Here is an 18,718-nt window from a genome sequence, read left to right as displayed (position 1 = left end):
CCGAAACAAACCGGTGTCATGCCCCGCGAAGGCGGGGCATCCAGTACGCTGCGGCTCCTCGGCTCTAGCCGCGCCGTCTCTGGAATACTGGATCGCCCGCCTTCGCGGGCGATGACAGCGAGGAGGCGGAAAGGGCTCGCGTAACGTCGGCGCCCTCAGCCCTTCTCGCGCTTGCCATCCTCCAGCGGCACCACTGTCGCCTTGCCGCTCATCGCCGATAGCGCCTCCAGCGCCTCCTCGCAGAAGTCGGCCACCATCTGCTCGTGGCGGGCGCCGAGCTGGAGCAGCAGCAGATTGCCGAGGTCGAGCCGTCCCTCCGCCGTGCCGTCGGGAAAGCGCTTCTTCAGGATCCGCTCGTAATTGGCGTGGCGGTCGCGGTGGTGCTCCAGGCGGGCCATCAGGTCGGTGCGCATGGGCTCGATGTCGATGCTGTCGAGCGCGTGCAGCCGCACCAGGAGGTCGTCCTTGATCGAGGGCGGCGTGCTTGGCCGCGCGGCCCAGTGCCGCAGTGCTGTTCGGCCCTCGGGAGTCAGCGTATAGATCAGTTTATTGGGCTTGCCCGACTGCACGACCTCGCGGCCCTGGATGTAGCCGCGGTCCCGCAGCTTGGAGAGCTCGCGGTAGATCTGCTGATGGTCGGCTTTCCAGAAGAAGCCGATCGAGGAATCGAACGTCTTGGCGAGCTCGTAGCCCGTCATCGGGCGTTCCGTCAGGCATGCGAGGATTGCGTCGCCCAGTGCCATGACCGGCCCCCTTCTTTAGGTTTGACCAAGTTGCTTGACTTTATGCGCATCGGCGCATATGCGTCAATGTGCATATGAGGCAGCGTGCAGGCGGGCCACAGGCCCGACTGGAATAATCAAGTGAAATCAATCTCCTCGCTACTGTGCATGGGGTTGTTTTCGCAACTTTTGCCCTAGCCTTGAGGGAGGCATCCGAGAATGACCGGCCTCGATTCCTGGTACGCCTACATGAAGTCCCACGACCGCGCCGCGCTCTGGGACCTCCTGCATCCCGACGCCGTGTTCGAAAGCCCGGTCGTGCACACGCCGCAAGCCGGCCGCGACATCACCTTCAAATACCTCTCCAGCGCCGAGAAGGTGCTCGGCGGCCCCGGCTTCACCTATGTCGGCGAGTGGCGCAGCGATAAAGGCGCGGTGCTCGAATTCAAGAATGTCATCGACGGCATCGAGATCAACGGCGTCGACATCATCAGCTTCGATAGCGAAGGACGCATCACCCACTTCAAGGTGATGGTGCGTCCGCTCAAGGCGATCAACATGCTGCACCGCCTCATGGCGGAGCAGCTTGCCGCCGCCCAATCATAAGCTCAACATCCCCTTCAAGCCCACGCCGGGAGACCTCCAATGCCGATCTATAAAGCCCCCGTCGAAGACGTGAACTTCCTGCTCAACGACGTCTTCCAGATCGATCGCTACGACAATCTCGCCGGCTTCTCCGATGCGTCGAGCGACGTGCGCGAGGCCATCCTCGGCGAAGCCGCCAAGCTCGCTGAAGAGGTGCTGCAGCCGCTCAACCGCGTCGGCGATCTCGAAGGCTGCAAGCGCGCGGACGACGGCAGCGTCACCACGCCGAAGGGCTTCAAGGAGGCCTTCAAGCAGGTCGCCGAGGGCGGCTGGCTCGGCCTGTCGGCGCCGATCGAATATGGCGGCCAGGGCCTGCCGGTGACGCTCTCGCAAGCCGTCAACGAATTCCAGATCTCCGCCAACATGGCGTTCTCGATGTATGGCGGCCTCACCATGGGCGCGACCGCGGCGCTCTTGGTGCACGGCTCGCCGGAGCAGAAGAAGACCTACGTGCCGAAGATGGTGGCCGGCGAATGGACCGGCACCATGAACCTCACCGAACCGCATTGCGGCACCGATCTCGGCATGCTCCGCACCAAGGCAGTGCGGCAGGCGGACGGCAGCTTCAAGATCACGGGCACCAAGATCTTCATCTCGGCCGGCGAGCACGATCTCGCCGACAACATCATCCACCTCGTGCTCGCCCGCATCGAGGGCGCGCCGGCCGGCATCAAGGGCGTGTCGCTGTTCGTGGTGCCGAAGTTCCTCGTCAACGCCGACGGTTCGGTGGGCGCGCGCAACGGCGTCGTCTGCGGCTCGATCGAGCACAAGATGGGCATCCACGGCAATTCGACCTGCGTGATGAACTACGACAACGCCACCGGCTGGCTGATCGGCGAAGAGAACAAGGGCATGCAGGGCATGTTCGTGATGATGAACGAGGCCCGGCTCGGCGTCGCCGTGCAGGGCCTCGCGCAGTCCGAGGTCGCCTATCAGAACGCGGTCGCCTATGCCCGCGAGCGCATCCAGGGCCGCGCGCTCACCGGCGCCAAGGCACCGGACAAGCAGGCCGATCCGATCATCGTGCATCCCGACGTGCGCCGCACGCTGCTCTCGATCCGCGCGTTCAACGAGGCCGCGCGCGCCTTCGTGATGTGGACCGCGCTGAAGAGCGACGTCGCCCATCGCTCCGAAGACCCCAAGGACCGCCAGGCCGCCGACGACCACATGGGCCTGATGACCCCGGTGCTGAAGGGCTTCCTCACTGACTATGGCTTCGCCAACGCGGTGCAGGCGCAGCAGATGTATGGCGGCCACGGCTACATCGCCGAGCAGGGCATGGAGCAGTTCGTGCGCGATGCGCGCATCGCCATGATCTATGAAGGCGCCAACGGCATCCAGGCGCTCGACCTCGTCGGCCGCAAGCTGCCGCGCGACGGCGGCCGCGCCATCATGGCCTTCTTCGGCGAGGTCATGGCGTTCGCCAAGGAGAACGGCGGCGACGAGGCGCTGAAGCCCTTCATCACGCCGCTCTCGACCTCGCTCGGCCATCTGCAGCAGGCGACGACCTGGCTGATGCAGAACGCGATGGCGAAGCCCGACAATGCCGGTGCCGCCGCAACCGACTACCTGCATCTCTTCGGCTTCGTCGCGCTCGGCTACATGTGGGCGCGGATGGCCAAGGTGACGCTAGCCAAGATTGCCGAGAGCGGGCAGACGCCCTATCTCTCCACAAAACTCGTCACCGGCCGCTTCTTCATGGAGCGGATGCTGCCGGAGACCGCCGCCAATCTCGCGCGCATCCAGGCCGGCTGCGCCACCATCATGGAACTGCCGGCGGACGCGTTCTGAGCCTGCTTCCGCTACCTGCTCCCAATCGTACCGAACATCACATCAGGAGGGCGTCATGCCTGAGGCATTCATCTACGACCACGTTCGTACTCCGCGCGGCCGCGGCAAGCCGGACGGCGCGCTGCACGAAGTCACCGCGCTCGCGCTTGCGACCGTGCCGCTGAAGGCGCTGAAGGACCGCAACAATTTGCCTGAGGATTCGGTCGATGACGTCGTGCTCGGCGTGGTCGACCCAGTCGGCGAAGCCGGCTCCGACATCGCGCGCTTCGCGGCGCTGAAGGCCGGTCTCGGCGAAGCCGTGCCCGGTGTGCAGATCAGCCGCTTCTGCGCCTCCGGCCTCGATGCCGTGAACTTCGCCGCGGCGCAGATCATGAGTGGCCAGCATGAGCTCGTGATCGGCGGCGGCGCCGAGTCGATGAGCCGCGTCGGCATCGGCGCCTCCGGCGGCGCCTGGCCGATGGATCCTTCGATGGCGGTGCCGGCCTATTTCATGCCGCAGGGCGTGTCGGCCGACCTGATCGCCACCAAGTACGGCTTCTCGCGCGACGACGTCGACGCCTACGCCGTGCAGAGCCAGCAGCGCGCCGGCAAGGCCTGGGACGAAGGCCGCTTCAACAAATCCGTGGTGCCGGTGAAGGATATCAACGGCCTCACCATCCTCGCCAAGGACGAGCACATGCGCCCCTCGACCACGATGCAGTCGCTGGCGCAGCTGCAGCCGTCGTTCACGATGATGGCGCAGATGGGCGGCTTCGACGGCGTCGCGATCCAGTCGCACCCGGAGATCGAGCGCGTCAATTACGTGCACCATGCCGGCAATTCCTCGGGCATCGTCGATGGCGCCGGCGCCGTGCTGCTCGGCAGCAAGGAGGCGGGCAGCAAGTACGGCCTGAAGCCGCGTGCCAAGATCCGCGCATTCGCCAACATCGGCTCGGAGCCCGCGATGATGCTGACCGGTCCGGTCGACGTCACCGAGAAGCTGTTTGCGCGCTCGGGGATGAAGAAGTCGGACATCGACCTGTTCGAGCTCAACGAGGCTTTCGCCTCGGTCGTGCTGCGCTACATCCAGGCCTTCGACATCGACAATGCCAAGATCAACGTCAATGGCGGCGCGATCGCGCTCGGCCACCCGCTGGGGGCGACCGGCGCGATGATCCTCGGCACCGTGCTCGACGAGCTCGAGCGCACCAACAAGTCGACCGCCCTCGTCACGCTGTGCATCGGCGGCGGCATGGGCACCGCGACCATCATCGAGCGCGTCTAAGGATAGGGAGCAACAAACATGTCGTACAAGAACTTCAAGGTTGAGACCGATTCCGACGGCATCGCGCTCGTCACCTGGGACATCCCGGGCCGTTCCATGAACGTGCTCGACGAGACCTCGACCAACGAACTCGAGGCGATCGTCAAGGCGACCACGGCCGACGCCGCGGTGAAGGGCGTCGTCATCACCTCGGCCAAGGAAGCGTTCTGCGCCGGCGCGGACCTGTCCATGCTCGAAGGCATGAACCAGGCCTATGCGAAGGTTTTCAAGGAGCAGGGCGAGACCGCGGCGAACCAGATGCTGTTCGATCAGAGCCGCCGCTTCTCGCAGGTGCTGCGCGGAATCGAAACCTCTGGCAAGCCGTGGGCGGCGGCGATCAACGGGCTCGCGCTCGGCGGCGGCTTCGAGATCACGCTGTGCTGCCATTATCGCGTCGCGGCGGAGAACCCCAAGACGCGCCTCGGCCTGCCCGAGGTCAAGGTCGGCCTGTTCCCCGGCGCCGGCGGCACGCAGCGCGTGCCGCGCCTGGTGCCGCCGCAGGACGCCATGACCATTCTGCTCAAGGGCGATCCTGTCACGGTCGACAAGGCCAAGGCGCTGAACCTCATTCACGCCATCGTTCCCGCCGCCGACCTCATCAAGGCGGCGAAGGACTGGATCAAGGGCGGCGGCAAGGCCGTTGCGCCGTGGGACGAGAAGGGCTTCAAGCTGCCTGGCGGCCCGGTCTTCTCTAAGGCCGGCATGATGATGTTCCCGGCCGGCAACGCGATCTATCGCCGCGAGACCTACGACAATTACCCGGCCGCACGCGCGATCATGAGCTGCGTCTATGAGGGCCTGCAGCTGCCGATCGATGCCGCGCTGCGCGTGGAGTCGCGCTACTTCACCTCGGTGCTGCGCTCGAAGGAAGCGGCCGCGATGATCCGCAGCTTGTTCCTGTCGATGCAGGAGCTCAACAAGGGCGCGCGTCGTCCGAAGGACGTGCCCGCAACCAAGGTGAAGAAGATCGCCGTGATCGGCGCCGGCTTCATGGGCGCGAGCGTCGGCTATGTCTCGGCCCGCGCCGGCCTCGACGTCGTCCTGATCGACCGCGACCAGGAAAGCGCCGACAAGGGCAAGGCACATGCGCAGAAGGTGATCGAGGAGCAGATCAAGAAGGGCCGCGCCAAGCCCGGTGATGCCGAAGCGCTGCTCGCGCGCATCACGCCGACCGCGGACTACGCCGCGCTGAAGGACGTCGACCTCGTCATCGAGGCCGTGTTCGAGGACCGCAAGGTCAAGGCGGAGACCTTTGCCAAGGCGCAGCAATATCTGAAGCCGGATGTGATCTTCGCCTCCAACACCTCGACGCTGCCGATCACCTCGCTGGCCGAGAGTTTTAAGGATCAGGGCAAGTTCATCGGCATTCACTTCTTCTCGCCGGTCGAGAAGATGATGCTGGTCGAGATCATCCTCGGCAAGAACACCGGCGACGTCGCGCTCGCGACCGCGCTCGACTACGTCCGCCAGATCGGCAAGACGCCGATCGTGGTCAACGACTCCAGAGGCTTCTTCGCCAATCGCTGCGTCGGCCGCTACGTCGCCGAAGGCAACGAGATGTTCCTGGAGGGCGTGCCGCCCGCGATGATCGAGAACTGCGCCAAGATGGCCGGCATGCCGGTCGGCCCGCTCTCGCTCTCGGACGAGGTCGCGCTCGATCTCGGTCTGAAGATCATGAAGGCGACCGAAGCCGACCTCGGCCCCAACGCGATCAATCCCGAGCAGAAGAAGCTGATGGTGGAGATGGTCGAGAAGCAGGGCCGCCTCGGCCGCAAGAACAGCAAGGGCTTCTACGACTATCCCGAGAAGGGCAAGGGCCAGAAGAGCCTGTGGCCGGGCCTTTCCGCACTGCAGCCGAAGCAGCTCGACCCCGACACGCTCGATATCGAGGAGCTGAAGCAGCGCTTCTTGGTGGTGCAGGCGGTGGAAGCTGCGCGCACCGTTGAGGACCACGTCATCACCGATCCGCGCGAGGCCGATGTCGGCTCGATCCTCGGCTTCGGCTTCGCGCCGTTCACCGGCGGCACGCTGTCCTATATCGACTTCATGGGCACGAAGAAGTTCGTCGAGCTCTGCCACAAGCTGGAGGCGAAGTACGGCTCGCGCTTCACCCCGCCGAAGCTCTTGGAAGAGATGGCCGCGAAGGGCGAGACCTTCTACGGCCGCTTCGCGCCGAAGAAGGCGGCAGCCTGACGGAGGAGGTTACGCAGAAACAAATGGCCGGATCATCGATCCGGCCTTTTTCATTTTCCGGCGCCGAACGGCGAGAAGGCGCGCCCTCCGACTACATCGTCGTCGAGACGGGCCTTCCAGCTGCCTTCGTCGCCGCGGCCGATGCGCACCTCGAAGCGCCAATCATTCTGGTTGGTGAAAGCGATCTCCGTGCCGCTCTTCGTCCTGGCGTAGCGACAGGGATATTCGGTCGGCCGGTCCGGAAAGACGATCTTGCCTTCCTTGCTCTCGAACACGGCCGAGGTGATCTGCGGATGGATCATGAAGATGCAATTGCGTTCCGGCGCGACCGGCGTCGACAAGCCGAGCATCGCCAGCGGCGCGCCCGCGGCGGTCATGAGGACGATCATGTTCATGGAGGCAATTGTCTCCTGGAGATGCTCCTTCGACGTCGCCGCTGATCAGATGGTTCACAAATGGAAGGGATAGATCATCGCTTGGGCGCTCTGCCTTGCGCCTTGTCACATCGATTGATGCGCTTTCGTCTCACCCCAGCACCCAATCCTCCACCCCGGCCACGCTCGCTTCGCCCTGGCACCGCTCTTGCTGATGATCCACCGGATGGCCCATCGACATTGAAGGTGTCCCGCAATGATCCCCACGGTGTCTCAAGACCGCGCAGCCGGCGTTGCGGTACGATACGTCCCGTTGTTGCTGCTGGGGCGGCCGTGGCCGCGCCGCAGGCTCTTCCGGCGGCGCAGAAAAATTCCTTCGTGGGTCGGCCTGGCCCTACTCGTCCTCATCTTTGATATGGCGCTGGCCGTGCTTGCCTGGTTCGCCGTCGATCTCGTCCTGCACTGAAAGCTCACCTCTGTGCACGTAGAACGTCGCCGCCAAATAGGCGACCTGGCCGGCAATCAGGCAGCCGACGACGATTGGAACGCCCGTCCAGAATCCAAAGCCTGAGGTCTGAAGCACCGTCGCGGCAAGGATCGCAGTCGCCGGCGAGACCAGCAATAGAGTCCAGACTCGGAAGAATAGCCCCGTCGCCAAGCCGGTTATTGCACTCGCGAGCAGGAGGAGGAGTACGGTCGTCACGATAGTTTTTCCGGTCCGACGGCTAGCGTCCTGTCCTCGCGCTGAAGCTGAGCCAAGAGCATTGCTCTCACAAGGATGGTGACGTCCCCGGAGCGCACAACACGGAGTTATTGTTAACCCGGACAATGCTCGTAAAATCGGTGTCAGCGCATCGCAAATCTTCGGACTAGCGAATGTGGCAAGAAAGAGCCGAATCATCGGTCCGGCTCTTCGCCGTCCTTCCGGTCGTGCTTCGCGAACGGTGGACCAGGCCTGATCGGCGATCATCTGGACAATCACTTGGCCTTCCGTCACGATCTCATTTGCTGTCGAGGCCCAGCGCAGGGACCTGGCCCCAAGGGGGGTCAGCTTCAGATAATCCTCACTATTTTCGGGCTTCTTGGCGCCGCTACCGACCTCGACCGGGCCATAGAGCGGGCTGCCTCCAGGAGCACGATGTGGGGACGGCGGGCACACACCGGGCAAACCGTCCGGTTTCGAGGAATTTCCTTCCCCTGACGCTTGGTTCGGCCGAAAGAACGACTACATGCACCTGCTTGAAATAGTCAAGATTGATGCAGGTGCATCGAATGGAGTAAGAGACGGACGACGAGCTTGAGCGGGACCATGAAACGCAAACCATCGACCGAGGCAACCGCGGCCTGGATCCGCCTGATGCGGGTGCAGAGCCGCGTGCTCGATTGCGTCGAGCAGGACTTGAAGAAGGCCGGCTTCCCACCGCTGGCCTGGTATGACGCGCTGCTCGAACTGTCGCGGGCGCCCTCGGGCGAGCTGCGGCCGGTCGAGCTCGAGCGGCAGATGCTGATCCCGCAATATTCGACCTCGCGCCTAATCGACCGCCTGGTCGACGAGGGCCTCGCCTCGCGTCGCGAATGCAAGATCGACAAGCGCGGCCAGTTCGTCGAGATCACCGAAGCCGGCCGCGAGCTGCAGAAGCGGATGTGGGGCGCCTATTCGGCCGCGATCGAGAAATATGTCGGTTCGAAGCTGTCGGATGCCGACGCCGTCAAGCTCAGCAATCTGCTCGATCGCCTGGGCTGCTCGTGCGGCGAGATGAAACTGCCGCCCGCGGCCGCCAACGAAACCATGCCGTCGCGATGATCGCGCGGCAAATCCGCTCGCCCGTGCAACCGGTGGGTTCGCGGGCCATCCCTGTCACCCGCGCGCGTTCGGTCGAAGCGCTTTTGATTAGAGTTTGATATGGCGCGAGACCAGATCGACATGACGCCGCTGCAATCACGCGACGAACTCGTCGCGTGGTTCGAGGCCGGCTGCAAGGACCCGTCCGAATTCCGCATGGGCACCGAGCACGAGAAAACGCCGTTCACGCTCGACGGCCATCGACCGGTGCCTTACGAGGGCGCGCGCGGCATCGGCGCGCTGCTCGAAGGCATGAAGCTCCTGCTCGGCTGGGAGCCGATCATGGAGCAGGGCAACATCATCGGCCTCTACGACGTCACCGGCGGCGGCGCGATCTCGCTCGAGCCCGGCGGACAGTTCGAGCTGTCCGGCGCGCCGGTCGAGAACGTGCACCAGACCCAGAGCGAGCTGATGGCGCACTTGGCGCAGGTGCGCGAGATCGCAACCCCGCTCGGCATCGGCTTCCTCGGCCTCGGCATGACGCCGTCCTGGTCGCGCGCCGATATCCCGGTGATGCCCAAGGGCCGCTACAAGATCATGACCAATTACATGCCGAAGGTCGGTCAATACGGCCTCGACATGATGTACCGGACCTGCACGGTGCAGACCAATCTCGACTTCTCCTCCGAAGCCGACATGGTCAAGAAGCTGCGCGTCTCGCTCGCGCTTCAACCGGTCGCGACCGCGCTGTTCGCCAATTCACCGTTTACCGAGGGCAGGCCGAACGGCTTCCTGTCGTTCCGGTCCGAAATCTGGCGCGACACCGACAATGCCCGTTCGGGCATGATGCCGTGGGCGTTCGAGGACGGCATGGGGTTCGAGCGCTATGTCGATTATGCGCTGGACGTGCCCATGTATTTCGTCAAGCGCGGCGAGGAGTATATCGACGTCTCGGGCTCCTCGTTCCGCGCCTTCTTCGACGGCCGCAACAACAACCTTCCCGGCGAGCGTCCGACCTTGTCGGACTGGGCCAACCACCTCTCGACGATCTTCCCGGAAGTGCGGCTCAAGCGCTATCTCGAGATGCGCGGCTCCGACGGCGGCCCGTGGGGCCGCTTGCCGGCGCTGCCGGCGTTCTGGGTCGGGCTGCTCTACGATGATGCCTCGCTCGATGCCGCCTGGGAGATCGTCAAGCACTGGAGCGCGCATGAACGCCAGGCCCTGCGCGACGACGTGCCGCGCATGGGCTTCAAGGCGCGGATCAAGGACCGCTATCTGTTCGAGATCGCCAAGGAATGCCTCGTTCTTGCCCATGCCGGCCTTCGCCGGCGCGGCCGGATCGACCAACTCGGCCGTGACGAAACCCGGCATCTCGAGCCGCTCGATCGCATCATCGATTCCGGCCGGACGCCGGCCGAGGAGATGCTGGATAAATTCAACGGTCCCTGGCAGGGTTCGGTGGAACCGGCCTACGCGGAATACGCGTTCTAGACCTCTGAAACCGGGCACCCGGGATTCAGCCGTTCATCGCCCATACAGGTTTGCGGCGATCAAATGACCGGCTGAAAAAACTTGAGCGTCGTCAATAACTCGAAAGCTGTTCCGATGGGGAAGGGCCGCCTGTCCGTGGCCATCATGGCCAGCGCCGCGGCATGTGTCACGCTGCTTTCGCTTGCGTTTGCAAGCGCGCCGGCGCTTGCCCAGACGGCGTTCGACCGGCCCGGCGGCGACTATTTCAGTACGCCCGTCACCTCCGGCGATCCCGAGGATTGCGCGCTGCTGTGCGAGCGCGATCGCCGTTGCCGCTCCTGGAGCTTCAACTATCCCGATGTCGAAGGCGGCTCGGCCGTGTGCTGGCTGAAGAACACCGTGCCGGCGCGCGTGCCGGGTAGCTGCTGTATCTCGGGCGTGCGCGGCGCCGGCGTGATCGAGCCGCGCGTGGAAGGCGTCGAGACGTCGATCGACCGTCCCGGCGGCGACTTGCGCAATTTCGAGCTCAAGGATGGCGAAAGCGTCGAGGCGTGCAAGGCCGCCTGCATCGCCGACAACAAATGCCGCGCCTTCACCTATGCCCGCCCCGGCTACACCGGGCGCGAGGCGCGCTGCTTCCTGAAGAAGGAAATCAAGCCGCCGCGAAGGAAGGCGGGGTTCACGTCGGGCGTGGTCAGATAGCACGCACTCCCTCCGCCGTCATTGCGAGCGCAGCGAAGCAATCCAGGCTGTTTCCGCGGAGGGATTCTGGATTGCTTCGCTGCGCTCGCAATGACGGGTAAGATGTAGCGGCACCTCACTCCGCCGCGATCACCGTGATCTCCGGCCACAGCGCCTTCCAGCGCTTAGCCTTCGCTTCGTAGTTCGCCGCGGAAAAATTCGGTCCTGGATTTGGCCGCGCGATCAGTGCTGCAATGTCGTCAAACCCGCGCGGTGCGTAGACCTCGTGGCCATCGCTTGCGCGCCTGACGCCGACCTGCGTGTTCTGCGTGAGGAAGCGGTCGATGCCTTCCCTCGAGCTTCTCAGCGGCGGATAGGGCAGGCCGTGCTTGGCCGGGTACCACATGTGCACGCGGGCCTGGTTGCGGACCTCGATCTTGGCGCCGAGATGCGCAAGGGGCGCATGGAGGGTGCGGATCACCGCGTCCTCGGCCTCCCACGATGTGTCGGCGTCGAAATAGAACACGTCGTAATCGGCGATGCCGTGGTCGATCGGGCGCCCCGTGAGCACGTTCCACACCGTCTGCACCAGGCATCCCGACACCAGCCACGCATCCGGCAGCGCGAGCCGGTGCAGTTCGTCGAGGATCGCGGCGTTGACCGGATTGCGTAAGGCGAGCGAGAGGAATTCGTCCTTGCTCACCTGCGACCGGTCAGTGCACGGCGGTGAAGAACCGCGACAGCCTGAATCCGGACAGCCAGGTCCACACCGGCTGGCTGCGCATGCCGAGGTCCCAGGAGCCGACCACGGCGTCCGCACGGCCGATCAGATTATCGATCGGCAACAGGCCGACGCCGCCGGAGCGCAGCGGCACGCGGCTGTCGGCGGAATTGTCGCGGTTGTCGCCGAGCACGAACAGATGTCCCGCCGGCACCGTCACCTCGGGCGTGTTGTCGAGCGGACCGCTGTCGCGCATCTTGAAGATCAGATGCGAGACGCCGTTCGGCAACGTCTCGACATAGCGATAGGCGGGCTCGCTGCCGCCACGGTCGTTCTCGGCCGCACCGACGCCGTCCGGCTTCAGCTCGGCCGGACGGTCGTTGATGAAGAGCTGGCCCTGCCGCATCTGGATGCGGTCGCCGGGCAGGCCCACGACGCGCTTGACCCAGGCCTGCGAACGATCGCCGGGCCAGCGGAACACGACGACGTCGCCGAGCTTCGGCGTCTCCGCGAACACGCGGCCGCTTTCCGGCAGGCTGATCTGGATCGGCAGCGACGAGGTGCCGTAGCCATAGGGGAATTTCGAGGCGAGCAGCGCATCACCGATCAGGAGCGTCGGCTCCATCGAGCCCGACGGCACGTAGAACGGCTCGGCGAGCGCGCCCTTGGCGATGAAGACCGCGGCGACGATGCCGGCGAGCTGAGCGATCTGTCCGCCCCAGCCCCTGCTTTTGCGCTTGGGACTGACCGTGACCTTGTCTTCAACGCTCATGCGCCGGTTCCACCCACGGTGATGCGTTCCATCAGCAGCGACGGCTGGCCGACGCCGACGGGCACGCCCTGGCCGTTCTTGCCGCAGGTGCCGATGCCGGTGTCGAGCGCAAGGTCGTTGCCGATCATGCGGATGCGATGCAGGTCGGTCGGTCCGTTGCCGATCAGCATGGCGCCCTTGAGCGGCGCCCCGATCTTGCCGTTCTCGATCTTGTAGGCCTCGGTGCACTGGAACACGTATTTGCCCGAGGTGATGTCGACCTGTCCGCCGCCGAAATTCGCGGCGAACACGCCGTTCTTCACCGATGCGATGATCTCGGCCGGATCGCGATCGCCGGCGAGCATGTAGGTGTTGGTCATGCGCGGCATCGGCACATGGGCATAACCCTGGCGACGGCCGTTGCCGGTCGGCTTCATGTTCATCAGCCGTGCGTTCTGGCGGTCCTGCATGTAGCCGACCAGGATGCCGTCCTCGATCAGCACGGTGCGATTGGTCGGCGTGCCCTCGTCGTCGATCGACAGCGAGCCGCGGCGCGAGGCGATGGTGCCGTCGTCGACCACGGTGACGCCCTTGGCCGCGACCTGCTGGCCCATCAGGCCCGCAAAAGCAGACGTCTTCTTGCGGTTGAAGTCGCCTTCGAGGCCATGGCCGACCGCTTCATGCAACATCACGCCGGGCCAGCCGGCGCCGAGCACGACGTCCATCTCGCCAGCGGGGGCGGGGATCGATTCCAGATTGACCAGCGCCTCGCGCAGCGCGCCGTCGGCGGCCTCGCGCCAATTCCTGCTCTGGATGAACTCGGCATAGCCGGCGCGGCCGCCATAGCCCTTGCTGCCGCTCTCCTGGCGGTCGCCCTGGCCGGCGACGACGGAGATGTTGACGCGCACCAGCGGACGGATGTCGCGATAGCTCTCTCCGTCGGGCCGCAGGATCTCGACGACCTGCCAGGTCGCGCCGAGACTCACGCTGACCTGCCGCACCCGCGGATCCTTGTCGCGCAGGTAAGCGTCGATCTCGGCGAGCAGCTTGACCTTGGTCTCGAAGCCCGGCGCATCGAGCGGATTGTCGTCGCCATAGAGGCGGACATTGGTGTGCGGCGGCGGCGCCGAGAAGCTGCCGGAGTAGCCGCCGCGCACGGCGGCAACCGCATCGGCAGCGCGGATCAGCGCCGGCAGCGACACGTCGGAGGAATGCGCGTAGCCGACCGCATCGTCCTTGACGGCGCGCAGGCCAAAACCCTGCGAGGTGTCGTAGGTCGCCTGCTTCAGCCGCCCATTGTCGAACATCAGCGCTTCGGTCTGGCTGTATTCCAGGAACAGCTCGCCGTCGTCGGCGCCGGAAAGCCCGCGCGCGACCTCGTGGCGAACCTGGTCGCGGTCGAGATTGGCACGGTCGAGCAGGGAGGTCGTGGCAGGATTGGTCATGCGTCCGTCCATTAGCCGGGGATGTGGGGCAAGATAATGGTTTCGGACCAGTTCCGCGAGAGCGCGAAGCCTCACATTACGGAAACAAAAGGATTGCCAAGGTTAGCCGCTGCTACGGCAGCTTGTCATAGCCCTCACCCAGTCCGTTCAGGCTGAGCGGGAAGCCGATGCCTTCTTCCGGGGTCTCGAAGATGATGAAGGTCGCGGTCTTGGCGCTGCGGAGCTGACCGAGCAGCTTGTCCTCCAGGACGACCTCGGCGACGCAGCCGTTGGGCAGGCAGCGGACGAAGCCGGCGCGGCCGACGTCCTGGTTGTCGAGCTTGAGCCCGAGGCCGGAGGGCAAGAGGACCCCGAGCGGAGCGACCACGCGCATCAGCCGGCTCTTCTGGTCGGCGGTCTTGAGCACGATCACGGTCAGGCCGGCATTGGAGCGGTCTTCGGCCACCACGCTCTGGATCAGGGCGCATTGCTCGGTCTGGGCGCCGGGCGGGGTGTCGCAGCGGATCTGCCAGTCGCCATGGACGGAGCGCACCGCGCCCTGCGCATGGGCAAGCCCCGGCAGCGCCAGCAGGACCATCGCAGCCACGAGGGCGGCGAGCGCCGCGAGGCCGTTCGCCGGCTTTGCCATCGATCTCGAAAGCCCCATCGGGTCGGTCCCTCTGCTCGCCTGGGTTGCTCGCGCTTGGCGGACTGATCTGGCGGACTGATACGGAATGACGGCGTCTTGAAGGCGATTCCCAAGCAAATTCCGCGCCGCGCACACCGCCATTGCCCGCACGAATCAGGCTGCCGCGTGGCAGTCTTCCAGTGCCTACCGAGGGCAATTCCGCTGTCAAGCCGCAGCGTCCCGGGAAACGGTATTTTTGTCTGATCTTGCTGGGAAATATCTTGCCGGTGATGGCTGGCAGGCGGGGCTCAAGACTGCATTGCGATAGATCAAGAATTATGGTTTGAGAGGCTTGATTTCGCGTTCTAGCGATCTGGCCCCAATTCCTCTTAGAGGTATTCTTGCGTGGCGGTTTGTCGGACTGGCGGAGCGAATAAGCGTTTCCCGCAAGCAGGGAAATGCACGTGGGGTGATTTCGGAAGGGGAGCGCGAACGACATGAGGATGTCGATGGGTCGGGTGGGCCGGCAACTGCTGGGATTGGCCACCATCGCCTTGGTGGCGGCTGGAGTCACGCTGGCGACGGGTGGTGCGGCATTGGCCGAACTCGGGCAGCCGGCGCCGTGGGAGTGGACGCTCCAGCAGTCCGGTTCCCCGGTGATGGACAACATCGTCTGGTTCCATAACTTCCTCTTCGTGCTGATCACCCTGATCACGCTGTTCGTCCTAGCGCTGCTCGTGATCGTGGTCGTCAAGTTCAACGCGAAGGCCAATCCGGTGCCGTCGCGGACGACCCACAACACGCTGATCGAGGTGGCTTGGACGCTCGTCCCGGTGCTGATCCTGGTCGGCATTTCGGTGCCGTCGTTCCGGCTGCTGTTCCTGCAGCTCGACATTCCGAAGGCGGACCTGACCGTCAAGGCGACCGGCAAGCAGTGGTATTGGTCCTATGCCTATCCCGACAACGGCAAGTTCGAGTTCGACTCGCTGATGGCCCAGGACAAGCAGCCCCGCCTGCTTGCCGTCGACAACGAGATGGTGGTGCCGGTCAACAAGGTGGTTCGGGTCCAGACCACGGGTGCGGACGTCATCCACGCCTTTGCGCTGCCGGCTTTCGGCGTCAAGATCGACGCCATTCCCGGCCGCCTGAACGAGACCTGGTTCAAGGCCACCAAGACCGGCATGTATTACGGCCAGTGCTCGGAACTGTGCGGCAAGGATCACGCCTTCATGCCGATTGCGATCCGCGTGGTGAGCGACCAGGAGTTCGCCTCCTGGGTCGAGACGGCGAAGAAGAAGTTTGCGAGCGGCGGCACCAGCACCTACGCCTCCGCGGCCGGCCCGACGCAGTAAGCGCCGGGGGCGGCCTGAGGGACTGAAAGCGATAAGGGTGGGACCTCCAAAGGTCCGAATGGGACGCAAGGCAGGATTTGAAAATGGCAACGAGCGCAGCGGCACACGGCGATCACGCGCATCATGACGAGCATGCCCATCCGACTGGATGGCGGCGCTACGTCTATTCGACCAATCACAAGGACATCGGCACGATGTACCTGATCTTCGCGGTCGTCGCCGGCATCATCGGTGCGGCGATGTCGATCGCGATCCGGGCCGAGCTGATGTATCCGGGCGTGCAGGTCTTCCACGAGGCCCACACCTACAACGTGTTCGTGACCTCGCACGGCCTGATCATGATCTTCTTCATGGTCATGCCCGCGATGATCGGCGGCTTCGGCAACTGGTTCGTGCCGCTGATGATCGGCGCGCCCGACATGGCGTTCCCGCGCATGAACAACATCTCGTTCTGGCTGCTGCCGGCATCGTTCGCGCTGCTCTTGATGTCGACCTTCGTCGAGGGCGAGCCGGGCTCCAACGGCGTCGGGGCGGGTTGGACCATCTACGCGCCGCTGTCGACCTCGGGCCATCCCGGCCCGGCGGTCGACTTCGCGATCCTGTCGCTGCACCTCGCCGGTGCCTCCTCGATCCTGGGCGCGATCAACTTCATCACCACCATCTTCAACATGCGCGCGCCGGGCATGACCCTGCACAAGATGCCGCTGTTCGTGTGGTCGATCCTGGTGACGGTGTTCCTGCTGCTGTTGTCGCTGCCGGTGCTCGCCGGTGCGATCACCATGCTGCTCACCGACCGCAATTTCGGCACGACGTTCTTCGCCCCCGACGGCGGCGGCGACCCCGTGCTGTTCCAGCATCTGTTCTGGTTCTTCGGTCACCCCGAGGTCTACATCCTGATCCTGCCCGGCTTCGGCATGATCAGCCAGATCGTCTCGACCTTCTCGCGCAAGCCCGTGTTCGGCTATCTCGGCATGGCCTACGCCATGGTCGCGATCGGCGGCATCGGCTTCGTGGTGTGGGCGCACCACATGTACACGGTCGGCATGTCCTCGGCGACGCAGGCCTATTTCGTCGCCGCCACGATGGTCATCGCCGTTCCGACCGGCGTGAAGATCTTCTCCTGGATCGCCACGATGTGGGGCGGCTCGATCGAATTCCGCGCGCCGATGATCTGGGCGGTGGGCTTCATCTTCCTGTTCACGGTCGGCGGCGTGACCGGCGTCGTGCTGGCGAACGCGGGTGTCGATCGCGTGCTCCAGGAGACCTACTACGTCGTTGCCCACTTCCACTACGTGCTGTCACTCGGCGCGGTATTCGCGATCTTCGCCGGCTGGTACTACTGGTTCCCGAAGATGTCGGGCTACATGTACAATGAGGGCCTTGCCAAGCTGCACTTCTGGGTCACCTTCGTCGGCGTCAACCTGGTGTTCTTCCCGCAGCACTTCCTCGGCCTGTCCGGCATGCCGCGCCGCTACATCGACTATCCCGATGCGTTCGCGGGCTGGAATCTGGTCTCGTCGGTCGGCTCATACATCTCCGGCTTCGGCGTGCTGATCTTCCTCTACTGCGTGCTGGACGCCTTCATGAAGAGGGTGCCGGCAGGCGACAATCCCTGGGGTGCTGGCGCGACCACGCTGGAGTGGACGCTGTCCTCGCCGCCGCCCTTCCATCAGTTCGAAGTGCTGCCCCGCGTGCAGTAAGCAATCCCCCCGCGGCGCCCGTGACGGGCGCCGCGGCGCTGTAACGAAGCGAGTCAATCTAAGTGTCCGTCCTCGACCACAACGCCATCGACATCAATCCCCACATCTCCGAAGCGGAGGTTGGCGATTATCTCGCGCTGCTCAAGCCGCGGGTGATGTCGCTGGTGATCTTCACTGCGCTGGTCGGGATGGCGATGGCGCCGGGGCATTTCCACCCGGTGCTGGCGATCACCTCGCTGCTCTGCATCGCGGTCGGTGCAGGCGCCTCCGGGGCGCTCAACATGGCGCTCGAGGGCGACATCGATTCCAAGATGTCGCGCACGGCGAACCGGCCGATCCCGCGCGGCCGCATCACCCGTCCTGAAGCGATGGCGTTCGGCACGACGCTCGCCTTCTTCTCGGTGATGACGCTCGGCATCCTCGTCAACTGGGTCGCGGGCGCGCTGCTCGCCTTCACCATCTTCTTCTACGTCGTGATCTACACGATGTGGCTGAAGCGCTGGACCGCGCAGAACATCGTGATCGGCGGTGCCGCCGGTGCGCTGCCGCCGGTGGTGGCCTGGGCCTCGGTGACGGGCACGGTCGATGTCGAGCCGCTGCTGCTGTTCGCCATCATCTTCTTCTGGACCCCGCCGCATTTCTGGGCGCTGGCTCTGTTCCGCTCCGACGACTACGCGCGCGCCGGCATTCCGATGCTGCCGAACGTCGCCGGTCCCGACGCCACGCGTCTGCAGATCCTGCTCTACACCATCGTGCTGATCGCGGTCGCCGCCGCGCCCTGGGCGCTCGGCTATTTCGATGCCGTCTACGGCGTGGTCTCGCTGCTCCTCGGTGCCGGCATGCTGGTGCTCGCCATAAACGTCTATCTGCGCCGCGAGCGCAGCCAGTCGCTGCGCGCGACCCGCAAGCTGTTTGCGTTCTCGATCCTGTACCTGTTCGCGCTGTTTGCGACCCTGCTGGCCGAGGTCGTGTACCGGGCGCTTGCTCCGATGGTTGGGGGCGCATGATCACCGCGATGGCCGACAAACCCGAGCCGGAAGGAATCGTCCTCACCGAGGCGCAGCGGAAGAGCCGTCGTCAGCGCTCCATCGCCATCGCTTTGGCGCTCGGCGTGCTCGTGGTGCTGTTCTTCGCCGTCACCATGGTCAAGGGGCCGGCCGTGCTCGTGCGGCCGATGTAG

At 64.8% G+C, this 18,718-nt stretch carries 18 protein-coding genes; 11 read left to right on the top strand and 7 right to left on the bottom strand.

Annotated features, from left to right (window positions below; all coding sequences use genetic code 11):
- Positions 1–155: 155 nt before the first annotated feature.
- The gene (locus ACM43_RS34670) at positions 156–743 is read right to left on the bottom strand and encodes a PadR family transcriptional regulator (RefSeq protein WP_035996500.1); all 588 of its coding nucleotides are present in this window, start codon (positions 741–743) and stop codon (positions 156–158) included.
- A gap of 198 nt (positions 744–941) precedes the next feature.
- Here ACM43_RS34670 and ACM43_RS34665 point away from each other — a divergent pair, with 198 nt between their 5' ends.
- Genes ACM43_RS34665 through ACM43_RS34650 form a run of 4 tightly spaced genes read left to right on the top strand, consistent with a single transcriptional unit; the run spans position 942 to position 6,654 of the window.
- Positions 942–1,328, top strand: a complete 387-nt coding sequence (locus ACM43_RS34665) for a nuclear transport factor 2 family protein (RefSeq protein WP_025033468.1) — start codon at positions 942–944, stop codon at positions 1,326–1,328.
- A 39-nt stretch (positions 1,329–1,367) separates the two neighbouring features.
- The gene (locus ACM43_RS34660) at positions 1,368–3,158 is read left to right on the top strand and encodes an acyl-CoA dehydrogenase C-terminal domain-containing protein (protein ID WP_271546273.1); all 1,791 of its coding nucleotides are present in this window, start codon (positions 1,368–1,370) and stop codon (positions 3,156–3,158) included.
- 55 nt (positions 3,159–3,213) lie between these two features.
- Complete coding sequence (locus ACM43_RS34655; protein ID WP_157285676.1) at positions 3,214–4,422, top strand: acetyl-CoA C-acetyltransferase; 1,209 nt, start codon at positions 3,214–3,216, stop codon at positions 4,420–4,422.
- Between the two features lie 18 nt (positions 4,423–4,440).
- Entirely contained in the window at positions 4,441–6,654 is a 2,214-nt protein-coding gene (locus ACM43_RS34650) for an FAD-dependent oxidoreductase (protein ID WP_271546271.1), read from the top strand.
- 50 nt (positions 6,655–6,704) lie between these two features.
- Here ACM43_RS34650 and ACM43_RS34645 read toward each other — a convergent pair whose 3' ends face one another.
- Complete coding sequence (locus tag ACM43_RS34645; protein ID WP_271546269.1) at positions 6,705–7,049, bottom strand: hypothetical protein; 345 nt, start codon at positions 7,047–7,049, stop codon at positions 6,705–6,707.
- 373 nt (positions 7,050–7,422) lie between these two features.
- The gene (locus ACM43_RS34640; RefSeq protein ID WP_245452296.1) at positions 7,423–7,731 is read right to left on the bottom strand and encodes a hypothetical protein; all 309 of its coding nucleotides are present in this window, start codon (positions 7,729–7,731) and stop codon (positions 7,423–7,425) included.
- A gap of 606 nt (positions 7,732–8,337) precedes the next feature.
- Between ACM43_RS34640 and ACM43_RS34635 the strand changes: the two genes are divergently transcribed.
- The 3 genes from ACM43_RS34635 (at position 8,338) to ACM43_RS34625 (ending at position 10,983) form a co-directional block, all read left to right on the top strand.
- On the top strand, positions 8,338–8,832 hold the full coding sequence (locus ACM43_RS34635; RefSeq protein ID WP_035996519.1) for a MarR family winged helix-turn-helix transcriptional regulator: 495 nt from the start codon (positions 8,338–8,340) through the stop codon (positions 8,830–8,832).
- Positions 8,833–8,931: 99 nt separating this feature from the next.
- Positions 8,932–10,302: a glutamate--cysteine ligase gene (locus ACM43_RS34630; RefSeq protein ID WP_271546262.1), complete on the top strand. Its 1,371-nt coding sequence runs from the start codon at positions 8,932–8,934 to the stop codon at positions 10,300–10,302.
- 114 nt (positions 10,303–10,416) lie between these two features.
- A complete protein-coding gene (locus tag ACM43_RS34625; protein ID WP_271546526.1) occupies positions 10,417–10,983 on the top strand; it encodes a PAN domain-containing protein in 567 nt (188 codons plus the stop codon).
- A 115-nt stretch (positions 10,984–11,098) separates the two neighbouring features.
- On the opposite strand, the gene ACM43_RS34620 is transcribed toward ACM43_RS34625, so the two are convergent.
- The 4 genes from ACM43_RS34620 to ACM43_RS34605 form a co-directional block, all read right to left on the bottom strand.
- Positions 11,099–11,665 carry a nucleotidyltransferase family protein gene (locus ACM43_RS34620; protein ID WP_271546260.1) on the bottom strand — a complete coding sequence of 189 codons (567 nt, stop codon included), beginning with the start codon at positions 11,663–11,665 and terminating at the stop codon, positions 11,099–11,101.
- A gap of 10 nt (positions 11,666–11,675) precedes the next feature.
- Positions 11,676–12,455 carry a signal peptidase I gene (gene lepB / locus ACM43_RS34615; RefSeq protein ID WP_271546258.1) on the bottom strand — a complete coding sequence of 260 codons (780 nt, stop codon included), beginning with the start codon at positions 12,453–12,455 and terminating at the stop codon, positions 11,676–11,678.
- Positions 12,452–13,879: a metalloprotease TldD gene (gene tldD, locus ACM43_RS34610; RefSeq protein WP_271546256.1), complete on the bottom strand. Its 1,428-nt coding sequence runs from the start codon at positions 13,877–13,879 to the stop codon at positions 12,452–12,454. The genes lepB and tldD overlap by 4 nt, the downstream gene beginning before the upstream one ends.
- 112 nt (positions 13,880–13,991) lie before the next feature.
- Entirely contained in the window at positions 13,992–14,525 is a 534-nt protein-coding gene (locus ACM43_RS34605) for an invasion associated locus B family protein (RefSeq protein WP_271546254.1), read from the bottom strand.
- A 458-nt stretch (positions 14,526–14,983) separates the two neighbouring features.
- Here ACM43_RS34605 and coxB point away from each other — a divergent pair, with 458 nt between their 5' ends.
- From coxB to ACM43_RS34585, 4 genes are all read left to right on the top strand, one after another.
- The gene (gene coxB / locus ACM43_RS34600) at positions 14,984–15,838 is read left to right on the top strand and encodes a cytochrome c oxidase subunit II (protein ID WP_271546252.1); all 855 of its coding nucleotides are present in this window, start codon (positions 14,984–14,986) and stop codon (positions 15,836–15,838) included.
- A gap of 83 nt (positions 15,839–15,921) precedes the next feature.
- Positions 15,922–17,538, top strand: coding sequence for a cytochrome c oxidase subunit I (ctaD, locus tag ACM43_RS34595; protein ID WP_035996582.1), 1,617 nt, complete (start codon positions 15,922–15,924; stop codon positions 17,536–17,538).
- A 62-nt stretch (positions 17,539–17,600) separates the two neighbouring features.
- Positions 17,601–18,545 carry a heme o synthase gene (locus ACM43_RS34590; protein ID WP_271546250.1) on the top strand — a complete coding sequence of 315 codons (945 nt, stop codon included), beginning with the start codon at positions 17,601–17,603 and terminating at the stop codon, positions 18,543–18,545.
- Positions 18,542–18,718, top strand: coding sequence for a hypothetical protein (locus ACM43_RS34585; RefSeq protein ID WP_035996586.1), 177 nt, complete (start codon positions 18,542–18,544; stop codon positions 18,716–18,718). Before ACM43_RS34590 ends, ACM43_RS34585 begins: the two co-directional genes overlap by 4 nt.

Origin of the sequence: Bradyrhizobium sp. CCBAU 45321, assembly GCF_028128975.1 — a bacterium.
GTDB classification, from domain to species: domain Bacteria; phylum Pseudomonadota; class Alphaproteobacteria; order Rhizobiales; family Xanthobacteraceae; genus Bradyrhizobium; species Bradyrhizobium yuanmingense.
The sequence above is the reverse complement of the archived record's forward strand: the minus strand, read 5'-3'. Positions and strand labels throughout refer to the sequence as shown.

What these genes read in the sequence shown, in the direction of transcription:
- ACM43_RS34650 (WP_271546271.1), top strand. Translation starts at nt 4,441, where the DNA reads ATGTCGTACAAGAACTTCAAGGTTGAGACCGATTCCGACGGCATCGCG.
- ACM43_RS34660 (WP_271546273.1), top strand. Translation starts at nt 1,368, where the DNA reads ATGCCGATCTATAAAGCCCCCGTCGAAGACGTGAACTTCCTGCTCAAC.
- ctaD (WP_035996582.1), top strand. Translation starts at nt 15,922, where the DNA reads ATGGCAACGAGCGCAGCGGCACACGGCGATCACGCGCATCATGACGAG.
- ACM43_RS34585 (WP_035996586.1), top strand. Translation starts at nt 18,542, where the DNA reads ATGATCACCGCGATGGCCGACAAACCCGAGCCGGAAGGAATCGTCCTC.
- ACM43_RS34670 (WP_035996500.1), bottom strand. Translation starts at nt 743, where the DNA reads ATGGCACTGGGCGACGCAATCCTCGCATGCCTGACGGAACGCCCGATG.
- ACM43_RS34605 (WP_271546254.1), bottom strand. Translation starts at nt 14,525, where the DNA reads ATGGGGCTTTCGAGATCGATGGCAAAGCCGGCGAACGGCCTCGCGGCG.
- coxB (WP_271546252.1), top strand. Translation starts at nt 14,984, where the DNA reads ATGAGGATGTCGATGGGTCGGGTGGGCCGGCAACTGCTGGGATTGGCC.
- tldD (WP_271546256.1), bottom strand. Translation starts at nt 13,879, where the DNA reads ATGACCAATCCTGCCACGACCTCCCTGCTCGACCGTGCCAATCTCGAC.
- ACM43_RS34635 (WP_035996519.1), top strand. Translation starts at nt 8,338, where the DNA reads ATGAAACGCAAACCATCGACCGAGGCAACCGCGGCCTGGATCCGCCTG.
- ACM43_RS34655 (WP_157285676.1), top strand. Translation starts at nt 3,214, where the DNA reads ATGCCTGAGGCATTCATCTACGACCACGTTCGTACTCCGCGCGGCCGC.
- ACM43_RS34625 (WP_271546526.1), top strand. Translation starts at nt 10,417, where the DNA reads ATGGGGAAGGGCCGCCTGTCCGTGGCCATCATGGCCAGCGCCGCGGCA.
- ACM43_RS34645 (WP_271546269.1), bottom strand. Translation starts at nt 7,049, where the DNA reads ATGAACATGATCGTCCTCATGACCGCCGCGGGCGCGCCGCTGGCGATG.
- lepB (WP_271546258.1), bottom strand. Translation starts at nt 12,455, where the DNA reads ATGAGCGTTGAAGACAAGGTCACGGTCAGTCCCAAGCGCAAAAGCAGG.
- ACM43_RS34665 (WP_025033468.1), top strand. Translation starts at nt 942, where the DNA reads ATGACCGGCCTCGATTCCTGGTACGCCTACATGAAGTCCCACGACCGC.
- ACM43_RS34630 (WP_271546262.1), top strand. Translation starts at nt 8,932, where the DNA reads ATGGCGCGAGACCAGATCGACATGACGCCGCTGCAATCACGCGACGAA.